This is a genomic window from Vallitalea longa (assembly GCF_027923465.1).
Taxonomy (GTDB): Bacteria; Bacillota; Clostridia; order Lachnospirales; family Vallitaleaceae; genus Vallitalea; species Vallitalea longa.
Window position 1 is genome coordinate 12,042 of the sequence record NZ_BRLB01000009.1, and the last position, 20,801, is coordinate 32,842.

18 protein-coding genes are annotated in these 20,801 nt (G+C 28.8%); 14 read left to right on the forward strand and 4 right to left on the reverse strand.

Features of this window, described 5'->3' with window-relative positions; translation table 11 throughout:
* The first annotated feature begins 8 nt into the window (after positions 1 to 8).
* From QMG30_RS14210 to QMG30_RS14230, 5 genes are all read left to right on the forward strand, one after another.
* A complete protein-coding gene (locus tag QMG30_RS14210; protein ID WP_281816455.1) occupies positions 9 to 821 on the forward strand; it encodes a carbohydrate ABC transporter permease in 813 nt (270 codons plus the stop codon).
* Between the two features lie 63 nt (positions 822 to 884).
* Entirely contained in the window at positions 885 to 2,549 is a 1,665-nt protein-coding gene (locus QMG30_RS14215) for a glycoside hydrolase family 66 protein (protein WP_281816457.1), read from the forward strand.
* Between the two features lie 357 nt (positions 2,550 to 2,906).
* Positions 2,907 to 3,227, forward strand: a complete 321-nt coding sequence (locus tag QMG30_RS14220) for a helix-turn-helix domain-containing protein (RefSeq protein ID WP_281816458.1) — start codon at positions 2,907 to 2,909, stop codon at positions 3,225 to 3,227.
* A 123-nt stretch (positions 3,228 to 3,350) separates the two neighbouring features.
* Positions 3,351 to 5,267, forward strand: coding sequence for an ABC-F family ATP-binding cassette domain-containing protein (locus QMG30_RS14225; RefSeq protein ID WP_281816461.1), 1,917 nt, complete (start codon positions 3,351 to 3,353; stop codon positions 5,265 to 5,267).
* A gap of 28 nt (positions 5,268 to 5,295) precedes the next feature.
* Positions 5,296 to 5,715, forward strand: a complete 420-nt coding sequence (locus tag QMG30_RS14230; RefSeq protein WP_281816463.1) for a hypothetical protein — start codon at positions 5,296 to 5,298, stop codon at positions 5,713 to 5,715.
* 102 nt (positions 5,716 to 5,817) lie between these two features.
* Here the strand turns inward: QMG30_RS14230 and QMG30_RS14235 are convergent, their stop codons facing one another.
* From QMG30_RS14235 to QMG30_RS14245, 3 genes are all read right to left on the reverse strand, one after another.
* A complete protein-coding gene (locus tag QMG30_RS14235; RefSeq protein WP_281816465.1) occupies positions 5,818 to 6,927 on the reverse strand; it encodes a zinc metalloprotease in 1,110 nt (369 codons plus the stop codon).
* Between the two features lie 230 nt (positions 6,928 to 7,157).
* Positions 7,158 to 7,349 carry a hypothetical protein gene (locus QMG30_RS14240; RefSeq protein ID WP_281816467.1) on the reverse strand — a complete coding sequence of 64 codons (192 nt, stop codon included), beginning with the start codon at positions 7,347 to 7,349 and terminating at the stop codon, positions 7,158 to 7,160.
* Positions 7,350 to 7,528: 179 nt separating this feature from the next.
* Complete coding sequence (locus tag QMG30_RS14245; protein WP_281816468.1) at positions 7,529 to 9,355, reverse strand: YcaO-like family protein; 1,827 nt, start codon at positions 9,353 to 9,355, stop codon at positions 7,529 to 7,531.
* Positions 9,356 to 9,764: 409 nt separating this feature from the next.
* Between QMG30_RS14245 and QMG30_RS14250 the strand changes: the two genes are divergently transcribed.
* The 8 genes from QMG30_RS14250 to QMG30_RS14285 all read left to right on the forward strand — a co-directional run bounded on the left by QMG30_RS14250 (position 9,765) and on the right by QMG30_RS14285 (position 17,696).
* Positions 9,765 to 10,034, forward strand: coding sequence for a hypothetical protein (locus tag QMG30_RS14250; RefSeq protein WP_281816469.1), 270 nt, complete (start codon positions 9,765 to 9,767; stop codon positions 10,032 to 10,034).
* 246 nt (positions 10,035 to 10,280) lie between these two features.
* Positions 10,281 to 11,519 carry a nuclear transport factor 2 family protein gene (locus tag QMG30_RS14255; protein WP_281816470.1) on the forward strand — a complete coding sequence of 413 codons (1,239 nt, stop codon included), beginning with the start codon at positions 10,281 to 10,283 and terminating at the stop codon, positions 11,517 to 11,519.
* A 146-nt stretch (positions 11,520 to 11,665) separates the two neighbouring features.
* Positions 11,666 to 12,055 (forward strand): GntR family transcriptional regulator, encoded by a 390-nt coding sequence (locus QMG30_RS14260; RefSeq protein WP_281816472.1) that lies wholly within the window; start codon positions 11,666 to 11,668, stop codon positions 12,053 to 12,055.
* Positions 12,052 to 12,954 carry an ABC transporter ATP-binding protein gene (locus QMG30_RS14265; protein ID WP_281816474.1) on the forward strand — a complete coding sequence of 301 codons (903 nt, stop codon included), beginning with the start codon at positions 12,052 to 12,054 and terminating at the stop codon, positions 12,952 to 12,954. The genes QMG30_RS14260 and QMG30_RS14265 overlap by 4 nt, the downstream gene beginning before the upstream one ends.
* Complete coding sequence (locus tag QMG30_RS14270) at positions 12,929 to 14,866, forward strand: DUF6449 domain-containing protein (protein ID WP_281816475.1); 1,938 nt, start codon at positions 12,929 to 12,931, stop codon at positions 14,864 to 14,866. Before QMG30_RS14265 ends, QMG30_RS14270 begins: the two co-directional genes overlap by 26 nt.
* A gap of 274 nt (positions 14,867 to 15,140) precedes the next feature.
* The gene (locus tag QMG30_RS14275) at positions 15,141 to 15,626 is read left to right on the forward strand and encodes a DUF4330 family protein (protein WP_281816476.1); all 486 of its coding nucleotides are present in this window, start codon (positions 15,141 to 15,143) and stop codon (positions 15,624 to 15,626) included.
* 21 nt (positions 15,627 to 15,647) lie between these two features.
* Entirely contained in the window at positions 15,648 to 16,145 is a 498-nt protein-coding gene (locus QMG30_RS14280; protein WP_281816478.1) for a DUF4330 family protein, read from the forward strand.
* A 60-nt stretch (positions 16,146 to 16,205) separates the two neighbouring features.
* Positions 16,206 to 17,696 (forward strand): O-antigen ligase family protein, encoded by a 1,491-nt coding sequence (locus tag QMG30_RS14285; protein ID WP_281816480.1) that lies wholly within the window; start codon positions 16,206 to 16,208, stop codon positions 17,694 to 17,696.
* A gap of 100 nt (positions 17,697 to 17,796) precedes the next feature.
* Here QMG30_RS14285 and QMG30_RS14290 read toward each other — a convergent pair whose 3' ends face one another.
* Positions 17,797 to 18,888 (reverse strand): HD-GYP domain-containing protein, encoded by a 1,092-nt coding sequence (locus QMG30_RS14290; RefSeq protein ID WP_281816481.1) that lies wholly within the window; start codon positions 18,886 to 18,888, stop codon positions 17,797 to 17,799.
* Positions 18,889 to 19,129: 241 nt separating this feature from the next.
* On the opposite strand from QMG30_RS14290, the gene QMG30_RS14295 reads away from it, so the two are divergent.
* The gene (locus QMG30_RS14295) at positions 19,130 to 20,749 is read left to right on the forward strand and encodes a putative manganese-dependent inorganic diphosphatase (RefSeq protein WP_281816482.1); all 1,620 of its coding nucleotides are present in this window, start codon (positions 19,130 to 19,132) and stop codon (positions 20,747 to 20,749) included.
* Positions 20,750 to 20,801 lie beyond the last annotated feature (52 nt).

Below are 20,801 nucleotides of genomic sequence, written 5' to 3' on the forward strand. Positions count from 1 at the left end.
CGGTACAGATGAGAAAATTTTTAAAGATAATAGCAATTCTATTGATAACTTTACTTGCGTTATTTCCATTTTATATACTGAGCTTGTTGGCTTTTACACCATCATCTATGAATTTTGCAAAAGAATTGATACTTCTTCCAAAAGGATATATTGAAAATTTTGGTGCTGCATGGGAAAAGGCTAAAATGGGACGTTCTATCCTGAACTCATTGATTATTACTCTAGGAGCTGTAACAGTTATCGTATCATTCGCTAGTATGGCAGGATATGCTATAGCCAGAGTAAAAAATAAGGTGAATAGATTGATATTCTATTTGATGCTTGGATGTATGATGATTCCAGGAATCATTAATACAGTTCCTCTATACACTTTAATGATAAAAATTGGTGGAATCAATACACATTGGGCTATGATACTAGTCTGTGCGGCTAATGCATTACCATTCTCAGTGTTCTTGTATACAGGATTCATTAGAGGATTACCACTGAATATTGAAGAAGCTGCAATTATTGATGGTTGTACTAAGATAGGTTCTTTCTGGAGAATAGTGTTCCCTATATTGAAACCTGTTACGTCAGCTATCATAATCATAAATGGATTGAATATATGGAATAACTACGCTCAAGCAGTATTTTTCCTTCAGAAGCAATCAATGCGTACCATTCCTCTTGCCATTTCCATGTTCTATCAACAGTATGGCGCTAAATGGCATTTGATGGCAGCCGCAGCGATGATTGGGTTGGCACCAGCAGTTGTAATATTTATTATTTTCCAAAAGTATTTTATTAAAGGGATTACAGCAGGATCAGTGAAAGGGTAAAAATCATTAGAAAATAAGTTGTTATGTACTGACAGAAGACAGAAAATATGAAAAGGTGATATGATGAGAAAATGGATTAAGGATATTTATACAGGTAAAGCTCAATATTTGGAAGGCGAAACTATAGAAATAATTATAGAGTGGAAAAAGGATATTGTTCCTAAAGATATAGATATATTATTAGTGGTTATGCATTTGGATAAGAAATATTTATCAATAAATAAGACTATTGATACTACAAATGAAATATCAACTATCATTCTTGATCCTATAGAAAAAGGTGGTTATGGTGTAGATGTATATGTCAATGAATGTAAGGAATCTTTGTATATCGATTCAACTGCTTTTGATGTAGCAGGAAGTCACAAGGATTCTCCAAGGTATGGTTTCCTAAGTGAATTTGGGGCAAAGGATGAATTGGATGATGGAGATATTTTATCTATGAAAAAGCTTCATATAAATATGGTTCAATTCTATGACTGGATGTATAGGCATCATAATCTGGTGAGTGAAGATGATATTTATATTGATCTGATGGGTAAGAAAATATCTTCAAGAGCTGTTAGAAATAAAATTATGCTTTGTCATGAACATGGTATGAAGGCAATTGCTTATGGTGCTGTTTATGCAGCCGGTAGAGATTTTTATCAGGAAAATAAGGAGCAGGCATTATTTGGTAGTAATATGAAACCTATATCATTTATTGATAAGTTCATTATCATGAATATAGAAGAAAAATCTTCATGGCATAAACATATTATTAATGAGTATATGAGAGCTATTGAAAGTTTGGATTTTGATGGTATCCATATGGATACCTATGGTTATCCCAAGAAAGGGATTAGTTTATTAGATGGAAAACATGTAGTTAATATGGAAGAAGAATTTCCTATATTGATTAATAATACTAAGAAAGAATTAAGCAGGATAAAAAAGGATGTTACATTGATTTTTAATAATGTGGGTAATTGGCCTGTGGGTGCAACTACTTGTGCTGACCAAGATATGGTGTATATAGAAGTATGGGATCCTTATAGCAGTTATAGTCATATTCAGTCAATAATTAAGGATGCAAGAGAACAGACTGATAAACCTATAATTTTAGCGGCTTATTTGAAGCCTTTTAGAGATGAAGGTGAAAAGGCTGGAGCTTATGCATTGAAAATATTAACGGCCACTATAATTGCAAATGGGGCGTATCATCTGATATTAGGGGAAAATCAAGGTGTACTTACTCAGGGATATTATGTGGATTATTCAAAAATAAGTGACAGGTTATTTAATGAGATTAGAAAATATTATGATTTTATGATTAGGTATTGTGATTTGTTTTATGATAAAGAACTCACTGATGTTTCTATGACACATGCTTATGGGGATAACATGGAGTATGTTTTTCAGGGTGATGATTTTAGTGCATGTGGTGAGAGGGATAAGATATGGACTATTATAAGAGAGAGTGAAGATGTTAAGTTGATTTCTCTTATTAATTTAAAGGGTAATGATGAGATATGGAATAGAGGGAAAAGAGAGCCTAGGGTTAATGATAGTGTTATGATAAGGATTCAGCTGGTGAAAGATGTCAGCAAGGTTTTGGTTTGTTCGCCGGAAGGGATTAGATGTAAGGATGGAAATTATTCTGTTGTAGAAGGTGAGAGAGGTAATGAATTGGTGATTGAATTGGAGGAGTTGGATTTGTGGACTGTTGTGGTGGTTAAGGTTAAGTAGGGATGTAATATTGAAGGCTATTTTTGTATGATGTACTGTGAGGATGGTGAATTAACCACTTTAGATAGGTAGTTCAAAAGAGAAGGTTACTTTGTTAATATAGGAAGTAACCTTCTCTATTTTATAAATTTATAAGGTCCATTTTAATTTTTTTATTACGATGTAACGGAAAAAATATTAATAGAAAGGGGTTTAAACGGATCTTATAGATTTCTAATAAATAAATGAATACCATTAATATAAATGGTAAATATTATTTATTATATTATAATAAAAATAATCTATTAGTTCAATAATAACTTATAGATTCATTAAACATATAGGTTATTCTTGATATATTTTAGTAGGGTGAAAAAAATGATTGATTATAAGATTATTGGTAAGAGAATTAAAGAGAGTAGAAAATCGGTAAACATGACACAAGAAAAAGTTTCGGAAATATTAGGAGTATCTCCAGAATATGTTAGTAGGATAGAAACAGGAGCAGCCAAGCTAAACTTGGAGATGCTTGTTAAAATGAGCGATATTCTAGATCTTTCTCCTGCTTATTTATTGACAGGGATAAATACAAAATCTAGTGACTATCTGAATCCCGAAATTACTGCATTACTTAGAGAGTGTCCACCAGAAAAGATTAATGCGATAACTGAGATGATAAAGATTATTGTGGATTTGTAGAATTATAAGTCAATCTATAATTATTACAACATGGTTGAGTAAATTAAAAAGATTATGGTATAATCAGATAAACCATATGAACAAGTTAATTACAGATATGATTATAGATAGGTAGGTATAAACATGAATATATTATCAGCGGAGAATCTAACCAAAAGTTATTCAGAAAAGACTTTATTCGAAAATATATCATTTGGAATAGATGATAATGACAAAATAGGACTTATAGGTGTTAATGGTACAGGTAAATCAACTTTATTGAAAACTCTTGTAGGAGTAGAATCCCTTGATGAAGGGCAAATAGCAGTAGGTAGAGAAGTAAAGATTCAATATCTATCACAAACACCTGATTATGACAGTAATGAAACTGTACTAGAGCATATATTTAAAGGTGAAAGTCAAGAAATGAAATTAATCCGAGAATATGAATTAGTAGTGCAAAAGCTTGAAAATGACTATGATAATATTGAATTGCAGGATGAGTTAACTAAATTGAACATTAAAATGGATGCTCTTGATGCATGGAAAATGGAAAGCGAAGCCAAAAGTATTCTAACAAGATTGGGTATAAACAATTTTAGGTCCAAAATGGGAACACTATCAGGTGGACAGAGAAAAAGGGTTGCACTGGCTGGTGTATTGATTCAACCGGCAGAGTTACTTATTCTTGATGAGCCTACTAACCATATAGATGATAATCTGATTGAATGGCTTGAGAGTTTTTTGAATAATCGTAAAGGCGCACTTTTAATGATAACACATGATAGATATTTTTTGGATAGGGTTACTAATAGGATATTAGAGCTTGATGAAGGTAAATTATATTCGTATATAGGTAATTATAGTGTTTTCTTGGAAAAGAAAGCCGAGCGTGAGCAGGAAGTTGTAAATAAAGAATTAAAAAGAAGAAATATCTTTCGAAATGAATTGGAATGGATAAAAAGAGGAGCAAGAGCTAGATCAACTAAGCAAAAAGCTAGAATAGACAGATTTCAACAGTTAAAAGAATCAAAAGTCGATTTGAGAGAACAAAATATGGATATGACTGTAGGTTCAAGGAGGTTAGGTAAGAAAATAATTAATATTGATAATGTAACCAAAAGCTTTGAAAGTAATACCATCATAAAAGATTTTGAATATACAGTCCTTAGAGATGATAGAATAGGAATAATTGGTGCTAATGGAATGGGAAAATCCACATTACTTAATCTTATTGATGGTAGATTAACTCCTGATAGTGGAAATATAGATATAGGTGAAACTGTAGTCATAGGATATTATTCTCAGGAAAATTTTGAAATGGACGAGAGTTTACAAGTTATTGAATATATTAAGGAAGTCGCAGAATATATTACTGCTGGGGATAACAATAAAATAACAGCTTCACAAATGTTAGAGAGATTTTTGTTTTCCAAGGAAATGCAATATACTTATATTAATCGTCTTTCCGGAGGAGAAAAAAGAAGATTATATCTACTTAGAGTATTGATGGAGAATCCTAATATCCTATTGTTGGATGAGCCCACGAATGATTTAGATGTACAGACACTTACTATATTAGAAGAATATATTCAGAACTTTAATGGAGCAGTAATTACAGTATCTCATGATAGGTATTTTTTAGACAAGATTTGTGATAAATTATTTGTTTTCATGGGAGAAGGGCAAATAAAGCAATTTACAGGTAATTATACTAGTTATATAAAAATTAATCCCAATGTAGCGATGAATAGTAATGATAAAGATAATGATGATAAAGTAAAAGTCGATACGAAATCTAATTATAAACAAAGAGAAAGAACGCCAAAATTCACTTATAAAGAAAAATTAGAATATGAAAAAATTGATGGCAACATCGAAAAGACTGAGAAGAAGATTAGTGAAATAGAAGAAAAAATAGGTAAGGCTGGTAGTGATTTTGTTAGGTTACAGGAACTTACTGAAGAAAAAGAAAAATTGGAAGATGATCTAGAAAATTTAATGGACAGATGGGAATATCTTAACGAATTAGCTGAAAAGATAGAACAATATAAAAAATAGTCTATGTATCAGTTAGGAGTTTATATCTATGAAGACTATGTATGAGAGATTAGATGAATATTTATCTGGTTATTTTACAGATGATTATTGGTACGATGATGGATTTCAAATTGCAGAGGAAATACTGATAGAATTCAACAAAGAGGATTGGGATAGATTAACAGATAGTATTCTTTTAAAACCTATTGAATGGCAAATCAGATTCGCTTATTGTGCTGACAGTAATATCAACAATGAAGCTTTAGAAATCCTACTGTTACTTTGCGGTACAGATAATGGCGAATTGTTTGAAACTAGTATTGATTCTTTGAGAACTTATTGCCAATTGGATAATCAAGGAATAGTTATAGATAATGATTTAGTGGACAAGATACAAAAATGGTTACCTAGATGTAGTATACCTACCCAAAAGGTTTGGAAAGAATTTATTAATAGCATAAAAGTATAAGCCAGTTAATTTATCCTACTAATTATATTAACAATTAAAAATCCGTTATTCTTGCAGAAAGAAAACGGAAATTTTAATGATACTTAATTTATTATGCGTATTTCAAACTTTGCTCAATATTAATCCAGTTATATTTATAATGGCTAAAATAACTACAAATAAGATAAAAGCTATATTCAATATACCATATACAAGATATATGGTCTTTTTCTTAACAGGTAATTTAACATTAATATTAGTTGGCAGTGATTTGCGAAAAATCTTATACTTTATTATATACATAATATACGATAGAGAATTTTTATGTAATCTTTTTTCATTTAACAGCTCTGATAATATATAGTATCCATCAAACTTCAACAAGAATATTAGATTAAGCATTACTAACATTAAATTAAGTATAGTAAGCCATATAAAAAAATTATATGTTGCCCCATTTGTAAAAACAGTAAAAATCAATCCTATTCCTGCTATTTGTAGGTTTAGTAAAATGCCTGCTGCTGAAATTAAAATCCTTTTCATTTTATTCTCTATATAAGATATACCTAAAATACTTGAATAGATGCAAGGAATAAAAATAATCAAACGTAGTCCAACTTCTGCTATATTTGCTCCATTTTTCTTGGCAACTACAACATGAGACAACTCATGAAGAGATATACTGATCAAGAAAAAAGGAATAAAAAGATATATAGGGGGAGCTGTGAAAGATGTATTTATTGATGCAGTTGCAATTGATATTAATAACCCGATAAAAAATAGTGGTAGGGAAAAATATATGATGGAAAAATAAAACATTCTAAAAATAATTTTATCATTATGTAAATTCTTATCAGGATAAATAATTCCTTTCTTGAATGTTAAAATTTTTATTATCTTTTTCATTATAGACACTACTTTATAACGTAGTACCTTCTTATTCTCAACTTGATTTGTATTTATATTGTTATCATTATACTGTTTAGTTTCTGATACCTTTAATAATCCAATCTTTGAAAACTCATTAATAAGATTTTTAATATCGGATATTGAATATATGTTACACTGATTTTGAATTTCCTCTATTGTCTTTAAGCCATCTAATAAACTTAAGACTTTATATTCATTATAACCTAAAGAATAAGTTTTTTTGGTTATCTTATTAAATACGTATACTCTCCCATCGCCTTTAGGTATTAATTCCAAATTCTGATTTATACATGGACTGTACATATATTCCACCACCCTTTTGCTTCTTTTTATATTAAACATTTATATTGAAATATCATAAAATATATTTAACGATGTATATACCAATTGGATTAAATCAGTATGTACTGCTAATAAACAGGATGAATGTCATATAAGTGTGGTGTGACATACAATACATACTGATTTAGGACATTTTACTGATAATCAAGTAATATCACAAAATAATTCCCGATATTACTCTACAATTACTTCTACAATAAAGCTTGTCCGCCTGGTATTGCAAATGACTCTGGAGCTCCAGCAGCGAGAGCTGCACCTTCTGGTCCTGCTGCAGCAGCAGCAACTGGAAGTTCATTAGTATCCTCTGATTTAATATCAAAAGATTTTGATAAACTAGATAATTCATCATCTAAAAACAAACCATACTTTTCTCTATCTGTCACAAAAAACACCTCCTTCCATTTGGTTAATATTTATCTAACTGAATTGTAATATTGTAAAACATGGAACAATATGTAATTTACAAATCAGCCAAATAACAAGATTAAGTCACAATAAAACAATGTTTTATTGTAAAAAAGTAAAAGGAAGCTCGAAGTAAGACGAGGAGTAACCTTTCTAACTAAGCAAAAAGTTTACATATATTTTCTTGATATATAGGATTTCCTATTTGAGCAAAATGTAATTTATTAAGAACCTCTTCACATCTTTTATATGCATCTTTTGTAGCATTGAGTTTAGGAGAATTACCTGATTTTGGTACAAATAACTTAATCATAACTTTTTCTGGATCGCAGAATATATTATCTATTTTTTTACAAATATCCTGATTATAGAATACTTCAAGGTATTCAAGCACCTTTGTATGATCGTGTAATTGAGACATTGCAACAAAGTAATGATGTATGCATTTATAAAAATTAATTTGATCTTTTGATACTGAACAGTGTTCAGCTATATTTATAATATATTTCATTTTTTTAGCAGCGACATCAAACTCTTCGTTCATAACATGACACATGACTACAAAAAATTTAGTATCGCAACCAAATTTTTCGCAAGGCCAGTCCTTAGTGAACTTACAATAAGATTCCATTGTATTTTCAAGAACACTGTTCATAAAAAATTCCATAGTCGCAATTATGTATTTTGTATTTTGCTTATTGATTTTAGTTGGTTTCGAAACTAATGGTGCTATGTAAAATCTAGTGTTGTAAGCTCTAAAAATAACATCTTTATCTTCCCACATTTCAGATAATCCAGGAATCACAATATAATAAGATGGGAATCCTAGATTAGAGACATCACGTATTAGTACATCATAACCATCGTTGATTATATCATCTACCCAATAATTCAGTAATTCTAGATTACTCATGGATGTTACATCTTTTACCGGTACAAATTCAAAAGTTGGTTTACGACCGAATAATTGATATGGGTATTGTCCTACACCCATTTTATAACTGTTGTAAATATTCATTGAATTACTAGAATCTAAGTTACTGAAATCGATTCTGCTTCTCTGTGCATATGTAAAAATATCATTTCCTTGAGTTGCTTCTGTAAAGGCTCGTTCCATTGCAACTCCATAATCAGGATGACAGCCAAGTTTTATACCATAATTACCTGTATTTTTCTCAACAATAACTAGAGCAGTTACTGGATATTTGCCACCAAAAGAGCAGTCTTTTATAGCGACGTAATAATCTTTTTGTTCTTTTAATTTTTCATACATTTTATAAATATAAGGGTATTTTTTGATATATTCCTCAGGGATATCGGGTAAAATAGGTTTTTCCAAAAATAATTTTTTCTGTACATGTCGTTCAATTATTTCAGATAATCCCTGTACAAGTGCTTCAGCGGGAGTGTTCCCTGCGCACATTCCATTACTTCCATAGAAACGTCTACATGTACTTCGAGGCAGATAGATAATTTTTTTATCTTTCATACTATAGAATGGGACTACAATAAAACTATCTTCCAGTTTATGTTCTAGCAAGTCCATTTTTTGCGTATTTTTAAATTCTTTTGCTTTTTCGGATATTGATTTGTTGTTCATTGACCGATTGGAAAAATATAATTTTATAAATGAATTATCACTACTGACTATATCTTCTGCTGACATGATTTTTTCATCTGGTGCTTCATAGAAATTGATATCGTTATGTTTTTTACTTAAAATTATGCCTAATAGATTATTTTGATATCTTTCGAATAGTTCTCCATATGCACTGGCTAATGCATATTCACGAGATATACCTTTTCCATTAGTACCTATTGTAGTTCCTTTGAATGTCAATCGCAGTGAATAAGTTCCCAGGAAACTTTCTTTCAACCAGTGTTCTTCCGTTTCAATTCCTAGTTCAGCTAAGATATTTTTCATTTTAGCAACAGTTTCCGTTGGAGAAACTTCTTTGAAATGCTTTTTGTGTTCGAAACTCATCTAAAATCATCTCCTCCATTTTTTAGCTATAAAGTAAAGAATTTACTTTTTTATTAATATATCATATTTATAAAACTAATACAATAGAAAATTAAGTATTTTTAAATAATTATGTATAATAATAAATATATCAGAAAAATATCAATAAATGTCATAAATTAACAATAAAACAAGAATATTTATTGATATATACCAATATTACGATTTGTATAATTTCAATATTGGATTGAAATTCTGCATTATGAAGTAATTAATAATAGGAAAAAACATATTATTTGTTGTTGCTTAGAAAATAAATTCATTGGATATATTTTTAGCAAATTATTCGTGTATTATAGAATATAAACTTAAAAATAACATATCCTAAAAATGACAATATAGTATATTTTAAAACTAGAGGAGTGATATTTTGAATATAATGGATAATTTAATAGGGTCATATAACACTATAGTTGGAGGTTTGGAGAAAGCTATAGATAATGAAGATTATGTTTTTGTAAAAGATGAAAATGAGAATATACTTTATACGTTATATGATAGGAACAAAGAATGGAATATGTTAGATAAGTATCTTGCAGAAAATAATCTTTCAAGAGATGACGTAAGAATTACAGTGATGGATACATTAGAAAGTAAAGACTTAGAAGAAATATTTAAAGAACATAAAATAACTTATTAAGAAGATGGTTTTATAATACTGATTTGCTAGTATTATAAAGCTATTTTACCTTATAGGGAAGTCATACTTTTTAAGCATATGAAATAAGACCTCTTTTGTTATTGTAAAACTAATTGTGTCAAATATTAATGTTTTATAATATTTATTGTTGTGATAAAATGTAGTTATAAGAAAATATTAAGTTTGTAGGATAAGGGGGAATAAACTGTTTACTAGATTAACTAATCTTATGGAGGAGGTATTACATTGGGAGCATTGTTAGATAATAATAAAATTACTGTAGAAATAACAAAAATATTGGAGAAATATCAAAAGGGCTATACAGAAAAAAATATTGATAATGTAGATAGCTATATGAAGGAGCTTTTTATTGATGATGACAGTATAATAACTATAGGAACTTCTCGTAGTGAATGGTGTTTCGGATTGGAAGAATGTAAGAAGTTAATAGAAAGCGATTGGAAATACTGGGGTGAATTTAAAATTGATTACGAAAATGCTAAGATTAATTCAAAAGGGAATACAGCTTGGTTTTTAAGTGATTGTATAATAAGTTGGGATGAAGAAGAAGACTATAATGAATGGTGTGATGACCTGGTTGCAGATTATTTTAATGAAAATGGACGTTTTATTAATTACAATTCATTATCAAAAGTGGCAATGCTAAATCTGCAATTAGCTTTTATACTAAAATCTGCTACTGGATTTAGAGGTATAAATGTTCCATTTCCTGTTAGGTTATCAGGGGTGCTGACTAATAAAAAAAATCAATGGTTTATAAGTAAATTACATTTTTCAGTACCAATGTCCAGTTATCCAGAGTGGAGAATTGATTATGACAATATGGATTCATTAAAATATTATAATCAGTCTGTACAAAAATTAAAAAATTTTCAATATGGGACAAATGGACAATCTAGAAAAAGTGTCATTGAGCTCTTAAGTACATTGAAAGATAATTATTTAAATAAATCATACAATGTAGTAGATACTGTAATTAATATCTTTTCAAAGTACGAGGATAATTATATAGTTGATCCAAATGAAAATCCAGCGGCTGTCGGGAAAGAAAAAATTAAAGATTTGATTTTGATGCAAAGGGAAAAATGGTCAGAAATGGAACTAAATATTAATGAATCCATAATAAAAATTGAGGGTGATACAGCGATTATTGTAACTAACGGCATATTTAAAAATAATCAGGATTCTGAAGAATTAATTAAAGATGAATGGAACAATATAAAAGATATTTTACAAAAAGATGGTAAAGGAGAAGATAAATTATTTGAAGTACAGAAGAAAATAGCATATACCTTTAAAGAAGTATCTTTTGGAGAAAAATCATCATGGGAATTTAGATTTGATGCCATAGCAATCCATCAAGATGATGGATGGAAATTCCATAATATCCAATTTACATATCCTGTATTGTATATGTTAGAAGGTAATTATAACATGATACCTTTATTAGATAAGAGAAGTTAATTTTATTGGGAGTAGATTCAAAGAGTACATATAATCTAATGTAAAGATTATATGTACTCTTTTATTATTTACTCGATTTTACTATTGACAGTGTATTAACTGTACTATATAATATAATACAGTTAATACATTAAGGGGGTGTACAATTGATTAATATTGATTTAAGAAGTAGAGAACCCATTTATGAACAATTGATTGACAATATAAAACAATTGATATTTTCTGGAATTCTAGCACCTGATGAGAAACTTCCTTCTGTAAGGGAACTTGCAAGTCAACTGACGATTAATCCGAATACGATACAAAAAGCATATAAGGAATTGGAAAATATGGGTTATATATATTCAGCTAGAGGAAGAGGAAATTTTGTTATGCCTGTAGATAGGAATAAAGGAGAAGTTTACGGTATGGAATTATTGAATAAGATGAAAGAATTGGTTAGAGAAGCCAATTATGTAGGAATACCAAAAAAATCTATATTAGAAATGATAGACGATATTTATAATAAATCAGTAAATAAGGAGGTGCAGAAATGATTAAGGTAAAACATTTATCTAAAAAATTTGATGATTATCAAGCATTAGATGACATATCTTTAAATATACAGAAGGGATCTATTTATGGGTTAGTGGGTCCTAACGGTGCTGGTAAAACAACTTTGATAAAACATATGACAGGAGTATATATACAAGATGAAGGTAGAGTGGTAATCAATGGCAGTAATGTTTATGAGAATAATGGGGTAAAAGAGCTTATAGCCTATGTTCCTGATGATTTATATTTCTTCCCTCAATATACAACCAAAAAAATGGCTGAACTCTATAAAAGAATCTTTAAAACTTGGAATCAGGATAGATATGAAAAATTAAAAGAAGTATTTAAGATAGATGAAAATAAAAAGATTAATAAATTATCGAAAGGTATGAAAAAACAAGTAGCATTTTGGCTCAGTATCTCATATATGCCACAAGTTATGATTCTAGATGAGCCAGTAGACGGGATTGATCCTGTCATGAGAAAAAAAGTATGGAACTTATTAGTTCAAGATGTAGCAGAACGCAAAATGACCGTTTTAGTGTCATCACATAACCTTAGAGAATTGGAAGATGTATGTGATACAGTAGGTATTATGCATGAAGGTAAATTACTAATTGAAAAAGAAATAGATGATTTGAAGTCAGATGTCTACAAAATACAAGTTGCATTCAAGAATGGTGAAATATCTAAAGACATTTTTAGTGATACTAAGATATTACATAAAGAAAATAGAGGGAGTATTTTCTTATATATATTAAAAGGTAACAGAAAAGAAACAATAGATAAAATTGAAAAAAAGGGTCCTGCAATATTGGACGTTTTACCTCTTACATTAGAAGAAATATTTATATATGAAATGGAAGGTGTGGGTTATGAAATTAAAAACATCATTCTTTAGTAAAACGTTGATTAGAAATAATTTTAAGATATATGGGTGGTTTGGCATTGTATATACGTTGGTTTGGCTGATGATAATGCCTTTAGCTTATTTACAGAATTCACAAAGAGCTAATAGCGCTTATTGGTATATGGACGAGGTTATGTCATACGATTATTTTATTAGTAATACTATATTAATCTGTATTCCTATTTTATTGGCAGTATTTTTATTTAGGTATCTACATGTTGAAAAATCATATACCATTATACATAGTTATCCATATACGAGAGTGCAGATATTTAATAGTTACATTGTAGTAGGATTAGTAATTCTTGTAGCACCATTATTGATTAACACATTTATAATGATTATTATCAATGGGGTAACAGGTTATTCTGTTGATTCTATTGAAGATATTCAATATATTTATTGGTTTTTAAAGACTTCATTGATATCAATAACTTTATTTATAATTAGTAGTTTCATTGGTGTTGTAGTTGGTGGGTCCATTTGGCAATTGATATTATCCTATATATTCTGCATTTTACCAATAGGATTAAATATGATGATAATACATTTTCTGAATATTATTATTTATGGATTTCCTCAAAACTATTATTATAATATGAACTATTTTTGCCCTCTAGTAATTGGTGATGCATATCATGACTATAGATATAATGTTGCGAATTTAATATATGTTATAGTTTTCTACATTTTTGGTTTGTATCTATATAAAAAAAGGAACTTAGAAAATAGTTCGAATTTAATATGTTTCAACATACTAAAAATCATATTCAAATATGGAGTTACTTTTTGTTTTATGCTTCTATCTGGAGTAGCATTAACTTACTGGACGGACGATAAGGAATCTTTAGTCTTATTCCTTGTAGGTTGCATAATAGGTGCTGTAATAGGATATTTCTTATCAGAGATGTTATTGCAAAAACAATTTAATGTATTTAAAAAAGTAAAGGGACTTATAGTATATAGTTTGATAATGACAATCATAGTGATAGGATTCAAAAATGATGTATTAGGTATTTCAACAAAGATTCCAGATTGTGAAGAAGTAGAAAAAATAGAATTTTATTGTGGGTATGGTCATAATTATTTTAATAATAATCAAATGTATTTTAGATATAAAACTGATGAAATGATAGAATACATTATTAATCTTCATACAGAAATAGTTGATAAACGCCCAAATAATGGACAAAGTGTTAGAATAAGTTATTATCTGGAAAATGGTAAAAATTTGTCAAGAGTGTATAATATTGATGCAAAAGATTATGACTTTTGCTTTAAGCCTATATTTGAGTCCATAGAGTACAAACAAAATCACTATGGCTTACTTACAAGAGATGAAGAAGACATATACAATATCAACATTAATCCTAGTAATGTGAAAGAAAAAATAATTATTAAGGACCAGCAACAGGTTCAAGAACTAATATCTATTACTAGACAACAAATTACGAATGAAACATATGAAGACATGAAAGAGAGTATTGATTTAGCCCATATGGATTTTTATGGGGTTAATAGTGATGGTGAAAATATTGAATTAAGTGCTGAACTTAGAAATAATTATGCTGAGTTGATTTCTTGGTTAAAGGATAAGGGCTATTATGATGATATAGCAATTTTACCGCAAGATATAAGTAAAATGGCAATACCTATATCAGAATCATATAATTATGAAAGTGAAGAAGATATTTTTAATAATAAAGGGAAATATAATTATTTATTTATTGAAGATGAACAAGAAATAAAACAAGTATTAGACAGTGCTTTAAACGATAGTGAAAGGTATGATGATACACAATATAAAATGGTTTATATGAAACTTAAGGTAAATGACTTATATGAGAATATATATGTTAATATATCAAAATTACCTAATAGTATACGACAAAAATTAAATTAATAAATTATATTTAATTAAAGACTATAATGCTTTTTGTAAAAAAGTATTATAGTCTTTTTATAAAAATATGAAAGTTTTATTTTCTATTTTGAAATCATAAACTACTATTAATAGAAATCAAATTAAATTTATGCTTGAAAATAATTGACAAAATTCATCAAAAAATATAAACTATAAAAAGTAAAAACATATATATAGTATATGCTTGTTACAACACAAATATATAATTATATATTTTTTAGGTACATAATAATTAAATCAAGAGGTAAAAAATATGAAGAGAAAGATAAACATTATTGATGTAATTATAATTTTGATTGTTATTGCTGTAATTATAGGATGTTATTCCCACTTTAGCAAAGATAGTCAAAGTGACCAAGTTAACAATATTTTTAAAATAGGTAAGGAAAAAGTGACGTTTGTTCTGGAAGGAGATAATATTAGACCTGAACTAACCGATAAAATATCTATCAATGATAAGTTGATAGCTAATGGTAATTATCAAGATGCTATAGTAACTAATGTTGAGGTATATGACCATGAAATTGTTGTCGCTGTTGATGGGAAGATCAAAGCTGTTAATGATCCAACTGTCAAAAGGGTAGTTGTAACTATAGAAGCTAATGTAAATAGGTATGGTCCATATATGGATATTGGAGGACAACTAATAAAGTCCAGTGTTAATTTTTGGTTCAGAACTGATAAGATGACAATGCTAAGTAAAGTTGTAGGTATTACAGAGATTAAGGTTGATAACTAATTGATAGAGGAGTAGAAATATATGAAATTAGTGAATAAACAAGGTAAATTGTTTGGGAAGATACATTTGGTGGATTGTATTTTCATTGCATTAATAATTATCCTTTTAGTAAGTGTATTAAATAGATTTACTTTTAGTAAAGTTGATGTGATTACTAATAACAGTCAAAATATAATAGCAGAAATAACTGTTGAAACATATCCTTACAGGCAAGAGTATCTTAATTCTATAAGTGTTGGAGATAAAATAGCTGAAAGCAAGAAATATCTGGATGGCGAAATAAAACAAATAGATATTATTGATGATGATATAGCTTTAATAGATAATAACGGAGATACAGTAGTGGGGGCACATCCTTTCTTGAAAAAAGCAAAAGTGGACATAGAAATACAAGTGAAAGTTGATGGTAATAAAATAAAATTGGGAAATCAAGAGTTAGTAGCAGGAACTAATATATTCTTGACTACGGATAAAGCTTATCTATCAGCTATAGTGCTAGATATTAATTTAAATGAATAGAATCTTGATATTAAGTTCATTACTTACATAGCTTAATTATTAGATAATGGAGTTAGACTTATGGATATTATTAGAAAGAAAATATGTGATAGTTACATTTACAATTTGGTATTAAAAATAATATATATATGTTCTTTTAGTTATACGATGAAACCTTCTAAACAAAAATATAAGAAGTATGACATAAGTGACAGAAGGAGTAGAACGCTAAAACCGTTATATAGAATATGTAGATTCTTAGATGCACAATGTTCCAAGATTAGGCAATATTGCAGGAAAAATGGAATTGTTAAGTCTATTAAAAAAATACATATGAATATAACTACTTCAAGCGTTACAGGAAAAATAATAAAAGAATTCAATTTTGCGTATGTCTTAGCTTTATATTTATTTGTGGATACTTTATTAAGAAGTAGACTACCATCTGTAGCCAGTATATGGGACGAAGTTTTATTTATATTAATAATTATGTGGCTTATATGCAGAAGAGTGTTCTTTGACAAAAAATATAGGAATTCTACTATAGATAATGGATTAATATTTTTTGCTATGGTCTATTTGATACTTGTATTTTTAAAATCACCAGAACTTAATATAGCAGTAGAAGGATATAGAGCAGTAGTACAACATATGTTATGGTTCTTTATAATGGTACAGTTATTAGATTCTAAGAAGGTGATCTATAGGACAATCTGGACTTTCATAATAGGTATTGGATTCATAGGTGTTCATGGGATATATCAATATATCACTAAAGTACCAATGTTAGGAGATTGGGTAGATAGTGGAGAAACGATTACAACTAGGGTTTATTCAATTACAAGAAGCCCTAATGCACTTGGAAGTTTATTAGTTCTTTTTATACCCATAGCTTTTGCAATGATTTTTGCTGCTGATGACATAATTAAAAAAATAATAGCAGCGTTATCTTTTCTAGCAATGAGTTTAAGTATTCTCTTTACATTTTCAAGAGGGGCTTGGTTAGGAGTTTTCATAGCTATATTGATCTTTTTCATGTTCATGAATAGAAGATTGATTATTCCCATAGTAACAGTAATAACGATATTGATAATGAATATTGATTCCCTATGGAATAGAGTAAGGTATTTATTTACTGCAGAATATACTATGAAATCAAGAAATGGAGGCAGACTTTATCGATATTATATGGGTATACAGAGATGGTCGGAATCCAAACTTATAGGTGTTGGAGTTGGGAGATTTGGAGGAGCTGTTGCTACTAATCATAATTTGACACCTTTTTATATGGATAGTTTCTATCTAAAAACTTTGGCGGAAGCAGGTATAATAGGACTTGGATCATTTATTATTTTGCTTATATCGACCATGTACAAGTTATTGAGGTATATATTCGGAGTGAAAATCAAAAAAGATAGAGTGATTATGTTTGGGATTTTCTCAGGATTATGTGGTGTATTAATTCAAAATATCGTAGAAAATATTTTTGAAGTGCCATTTATGGTGGTATATTTTTGGTCATTAGTAGCAATTATTGTATCCCTATCAAAGATAAATATTGAAAAAGAATAAGTTATTCATAATAAAATACAGAACAGGGAATGAAAACATTTCTTGTTCTGTAATATTTTAATTATACAAGTCGTGAATATACCATTAGCTTAAAGGCTATTTACAATATTTCCTCTATATGGATATCATTTTCTTGTTCTAGGTCAATCATATTGTTATCCACTTGAACTATAGGTCTAGAAGGTGCTTTTTTGTGGATGAATTTGATTTCACATTCTTCACCTGTAGATAACCTTGCAATGCTTCCTATATAATTATGAGCAATATGTTCTAGAAAAATATACATATATTCGGTATCAAGAATACCGTAACACTCTTCTTCAAATATTTTAATAACCTTGAATGGAGAATAGCGATGATGATAAGTACGTTCTGATGTCATAGCATCATATATATCTACTATGGAAACTATTTTTGCATAAGGGTGTATTTTATCCCAGCTTAGTCCAAAAGGATAACCTGTGCCATCCATTTTTTCATGATGAAGCAGAATAGCCTGCTTGATTCCTTCATCAAAATCACGATCTTTAATCATGTCATAGCCAATTTTTGGATGCTTCTTAATAATTTCAAATTCTTCTTTTGTTAATTTACCAGGTTTATTAAGTATGTTTGGATTTATTTTCATTTTGCCGATATCATGTAGTAATCCAGCTACAGTTAAAGCTTCTATTTGTGAATTTGTAAAATGTAGCCATCGTGCGAATATATTGCATAGCATGGATACATTAAGACAATGAGTATATGTAGTATCATCAGAAGTTTTTAGATGGCATAGATGATTGAATAAATCACTCTGAGTTCCAAGATCACTAACCAAATTGGAACTGATGGAGAATAAATCAGTAATTTTTACACTTCTACCATCACTAATTTCGTTCAAACTATCTTTAACCTTATTTTCTTGTACTTTATAATCTTCATTGAATTTTATAAAATTTCTTCTGGTTTTAATCTGCTGTGGAGTAAGTTCCCGTTTTATTGGAGCTTTTGTATAAGTAGGATCATCAATAAAATCTTTGATGTATACAGACCTAATATTATATAAAGAGAGCTTTAGAATATGTCTATCAGTTATTACTGTGTTTTTTGGAAATAATAGTAATCCGTTAGAATATATAACATCCTCAGCTAAAACCATTCCTTCTGCAATATCTACTGTATTAATATGTTTTACAGTATACTTTGCCATAATCTCACCCCCAAATATATTATTTAAGTACATTATACCAAATATATATAAGTTTTCCAATAAATATAATCAGCAATAGAGGAATATTTCTATTATGTATCAAAATATATACATAGAATTATTTATTATAATTGCACATATTGGACTATTTTGGTAGAATTAATCTAATGATAAGCTTATAGAAAATCTTATATAGATAATAATAACTATAAACAATCCAAAATAGAGAGAAGAGATGTTAATGGATAAAATATATATTTTCGGTCATAAAAATCCAGATACGGATTCAATATGTTCTACAATAGCATATTACAATCTAAAAAAACAATTAGGATATAATAATTATATTCCAGCGAGATTAGGAAAAATCAATAAAGAAACTAGATTTGCACTTGACTATTTCAAAGTGGAAGAACCTATATTATTAAAGGGGCTTAATCCACAAGTATCGGATTTGAATCTTCCTAAAACGGTTGTTGCATCTGAGACAGACACAGTCAAAAAAACCTTAGAAAAAATTATTAGTAAAACAGGACGTTCTATACCAGTAGTGGATGAAAACGAGAGATTAATAGGTATAGTATCCATCTCAGACATTGTACCTCCATTTTTAGAGATGACCAGTAAATCGGTTCTTAAAGATTTGAACACCCCATTTATCAATATAATGAAAGAGTTAGATGCTAATATACTAATCGGTAAATATCCATATGAGAATATTAAGGGAAATGTTTACTTATCTACAGATCTGACAGGTGATATTACATTAGAACAAAGCGATATTATTATTGCAGATATGAATACGGATATAATAAATGAAAATGTAATTAATAATTCCTGCATAATACTATGTAATTGTGATAACATAGATGAAATCAAAGTAGATTCTTCCTTTCAAGGGGTTATTCTTACCACACATTACAGTGTCTATGAAATAGTTAAATTAATAAGTTACAGTGTACCTATTAGAACTATGGTAAAAAAAGAGGCTCTTGAATATTTCGTAACTTATGAAACTATTGATGATGTTAAAAACAATATGTTGACTTCTAAACATATGCGATTCCCTGTTGTTGATGAATTAGGTTATATAAAGGGTATGATATCTAGAAGTAATCTTATAGATATAAATAGAAAAAAAGCAATTTTAATGGATCATAATGAAAAAAACCAATCTATAGAAGGTATAGAACAAACAGAAATCATGGAAGTTATAGACCATCATAGAGTCGCTAATGTTCAGACAATGTCACCATTATACTTTAGAACTGAACCATTAGGGAGTACATGCACAATAGTGACTAAGATGTATGAAGAAAATAATATTCCTATCAGTAAGCAGATGGCAGGGATAATGTTAAGTGCAATCATATCGGATACGTTACTTTTTAAATCTCCAACATGCACAAGTGAGGATAAAAGAGTAGCAGAAAAATTAAGTGAAATAGTTGGCGTAGATACCAATAAATATGGTATGAAACTTATAACTGCTGGTTCTTCATTAAGTGAAGAAACTCCAGAAAACATTATAAAAACTGATATGAAGAAGTTTATGTTCGGTAAGTATAAAGTAATGATATCACAGATAAATACAGGAGATTTTGCAGGTTTTTATTCTATATTTAAGGATATATCTAGTGAAATGAATAGAATTTGTGAATTAGATAATATTGATTTAGCAGTATTATTGATAACAGATATTGTTGTTGGAGGAACAGAAACACTTGCTGTTGGAAAAGAAAGGTGGATTGCAGAAAATGCTTTTAATATGAATAAAGATGACGTAAGTATTTTCCTACCTAACGTTTTTTCAAGAAAAAAACAAATAGTACCTATGCTTATGAATGCAGCGAAATTATAAATTGAAAATATAAAAAATACAAAAGAGAAAAATAGTATAATTACTAAATATA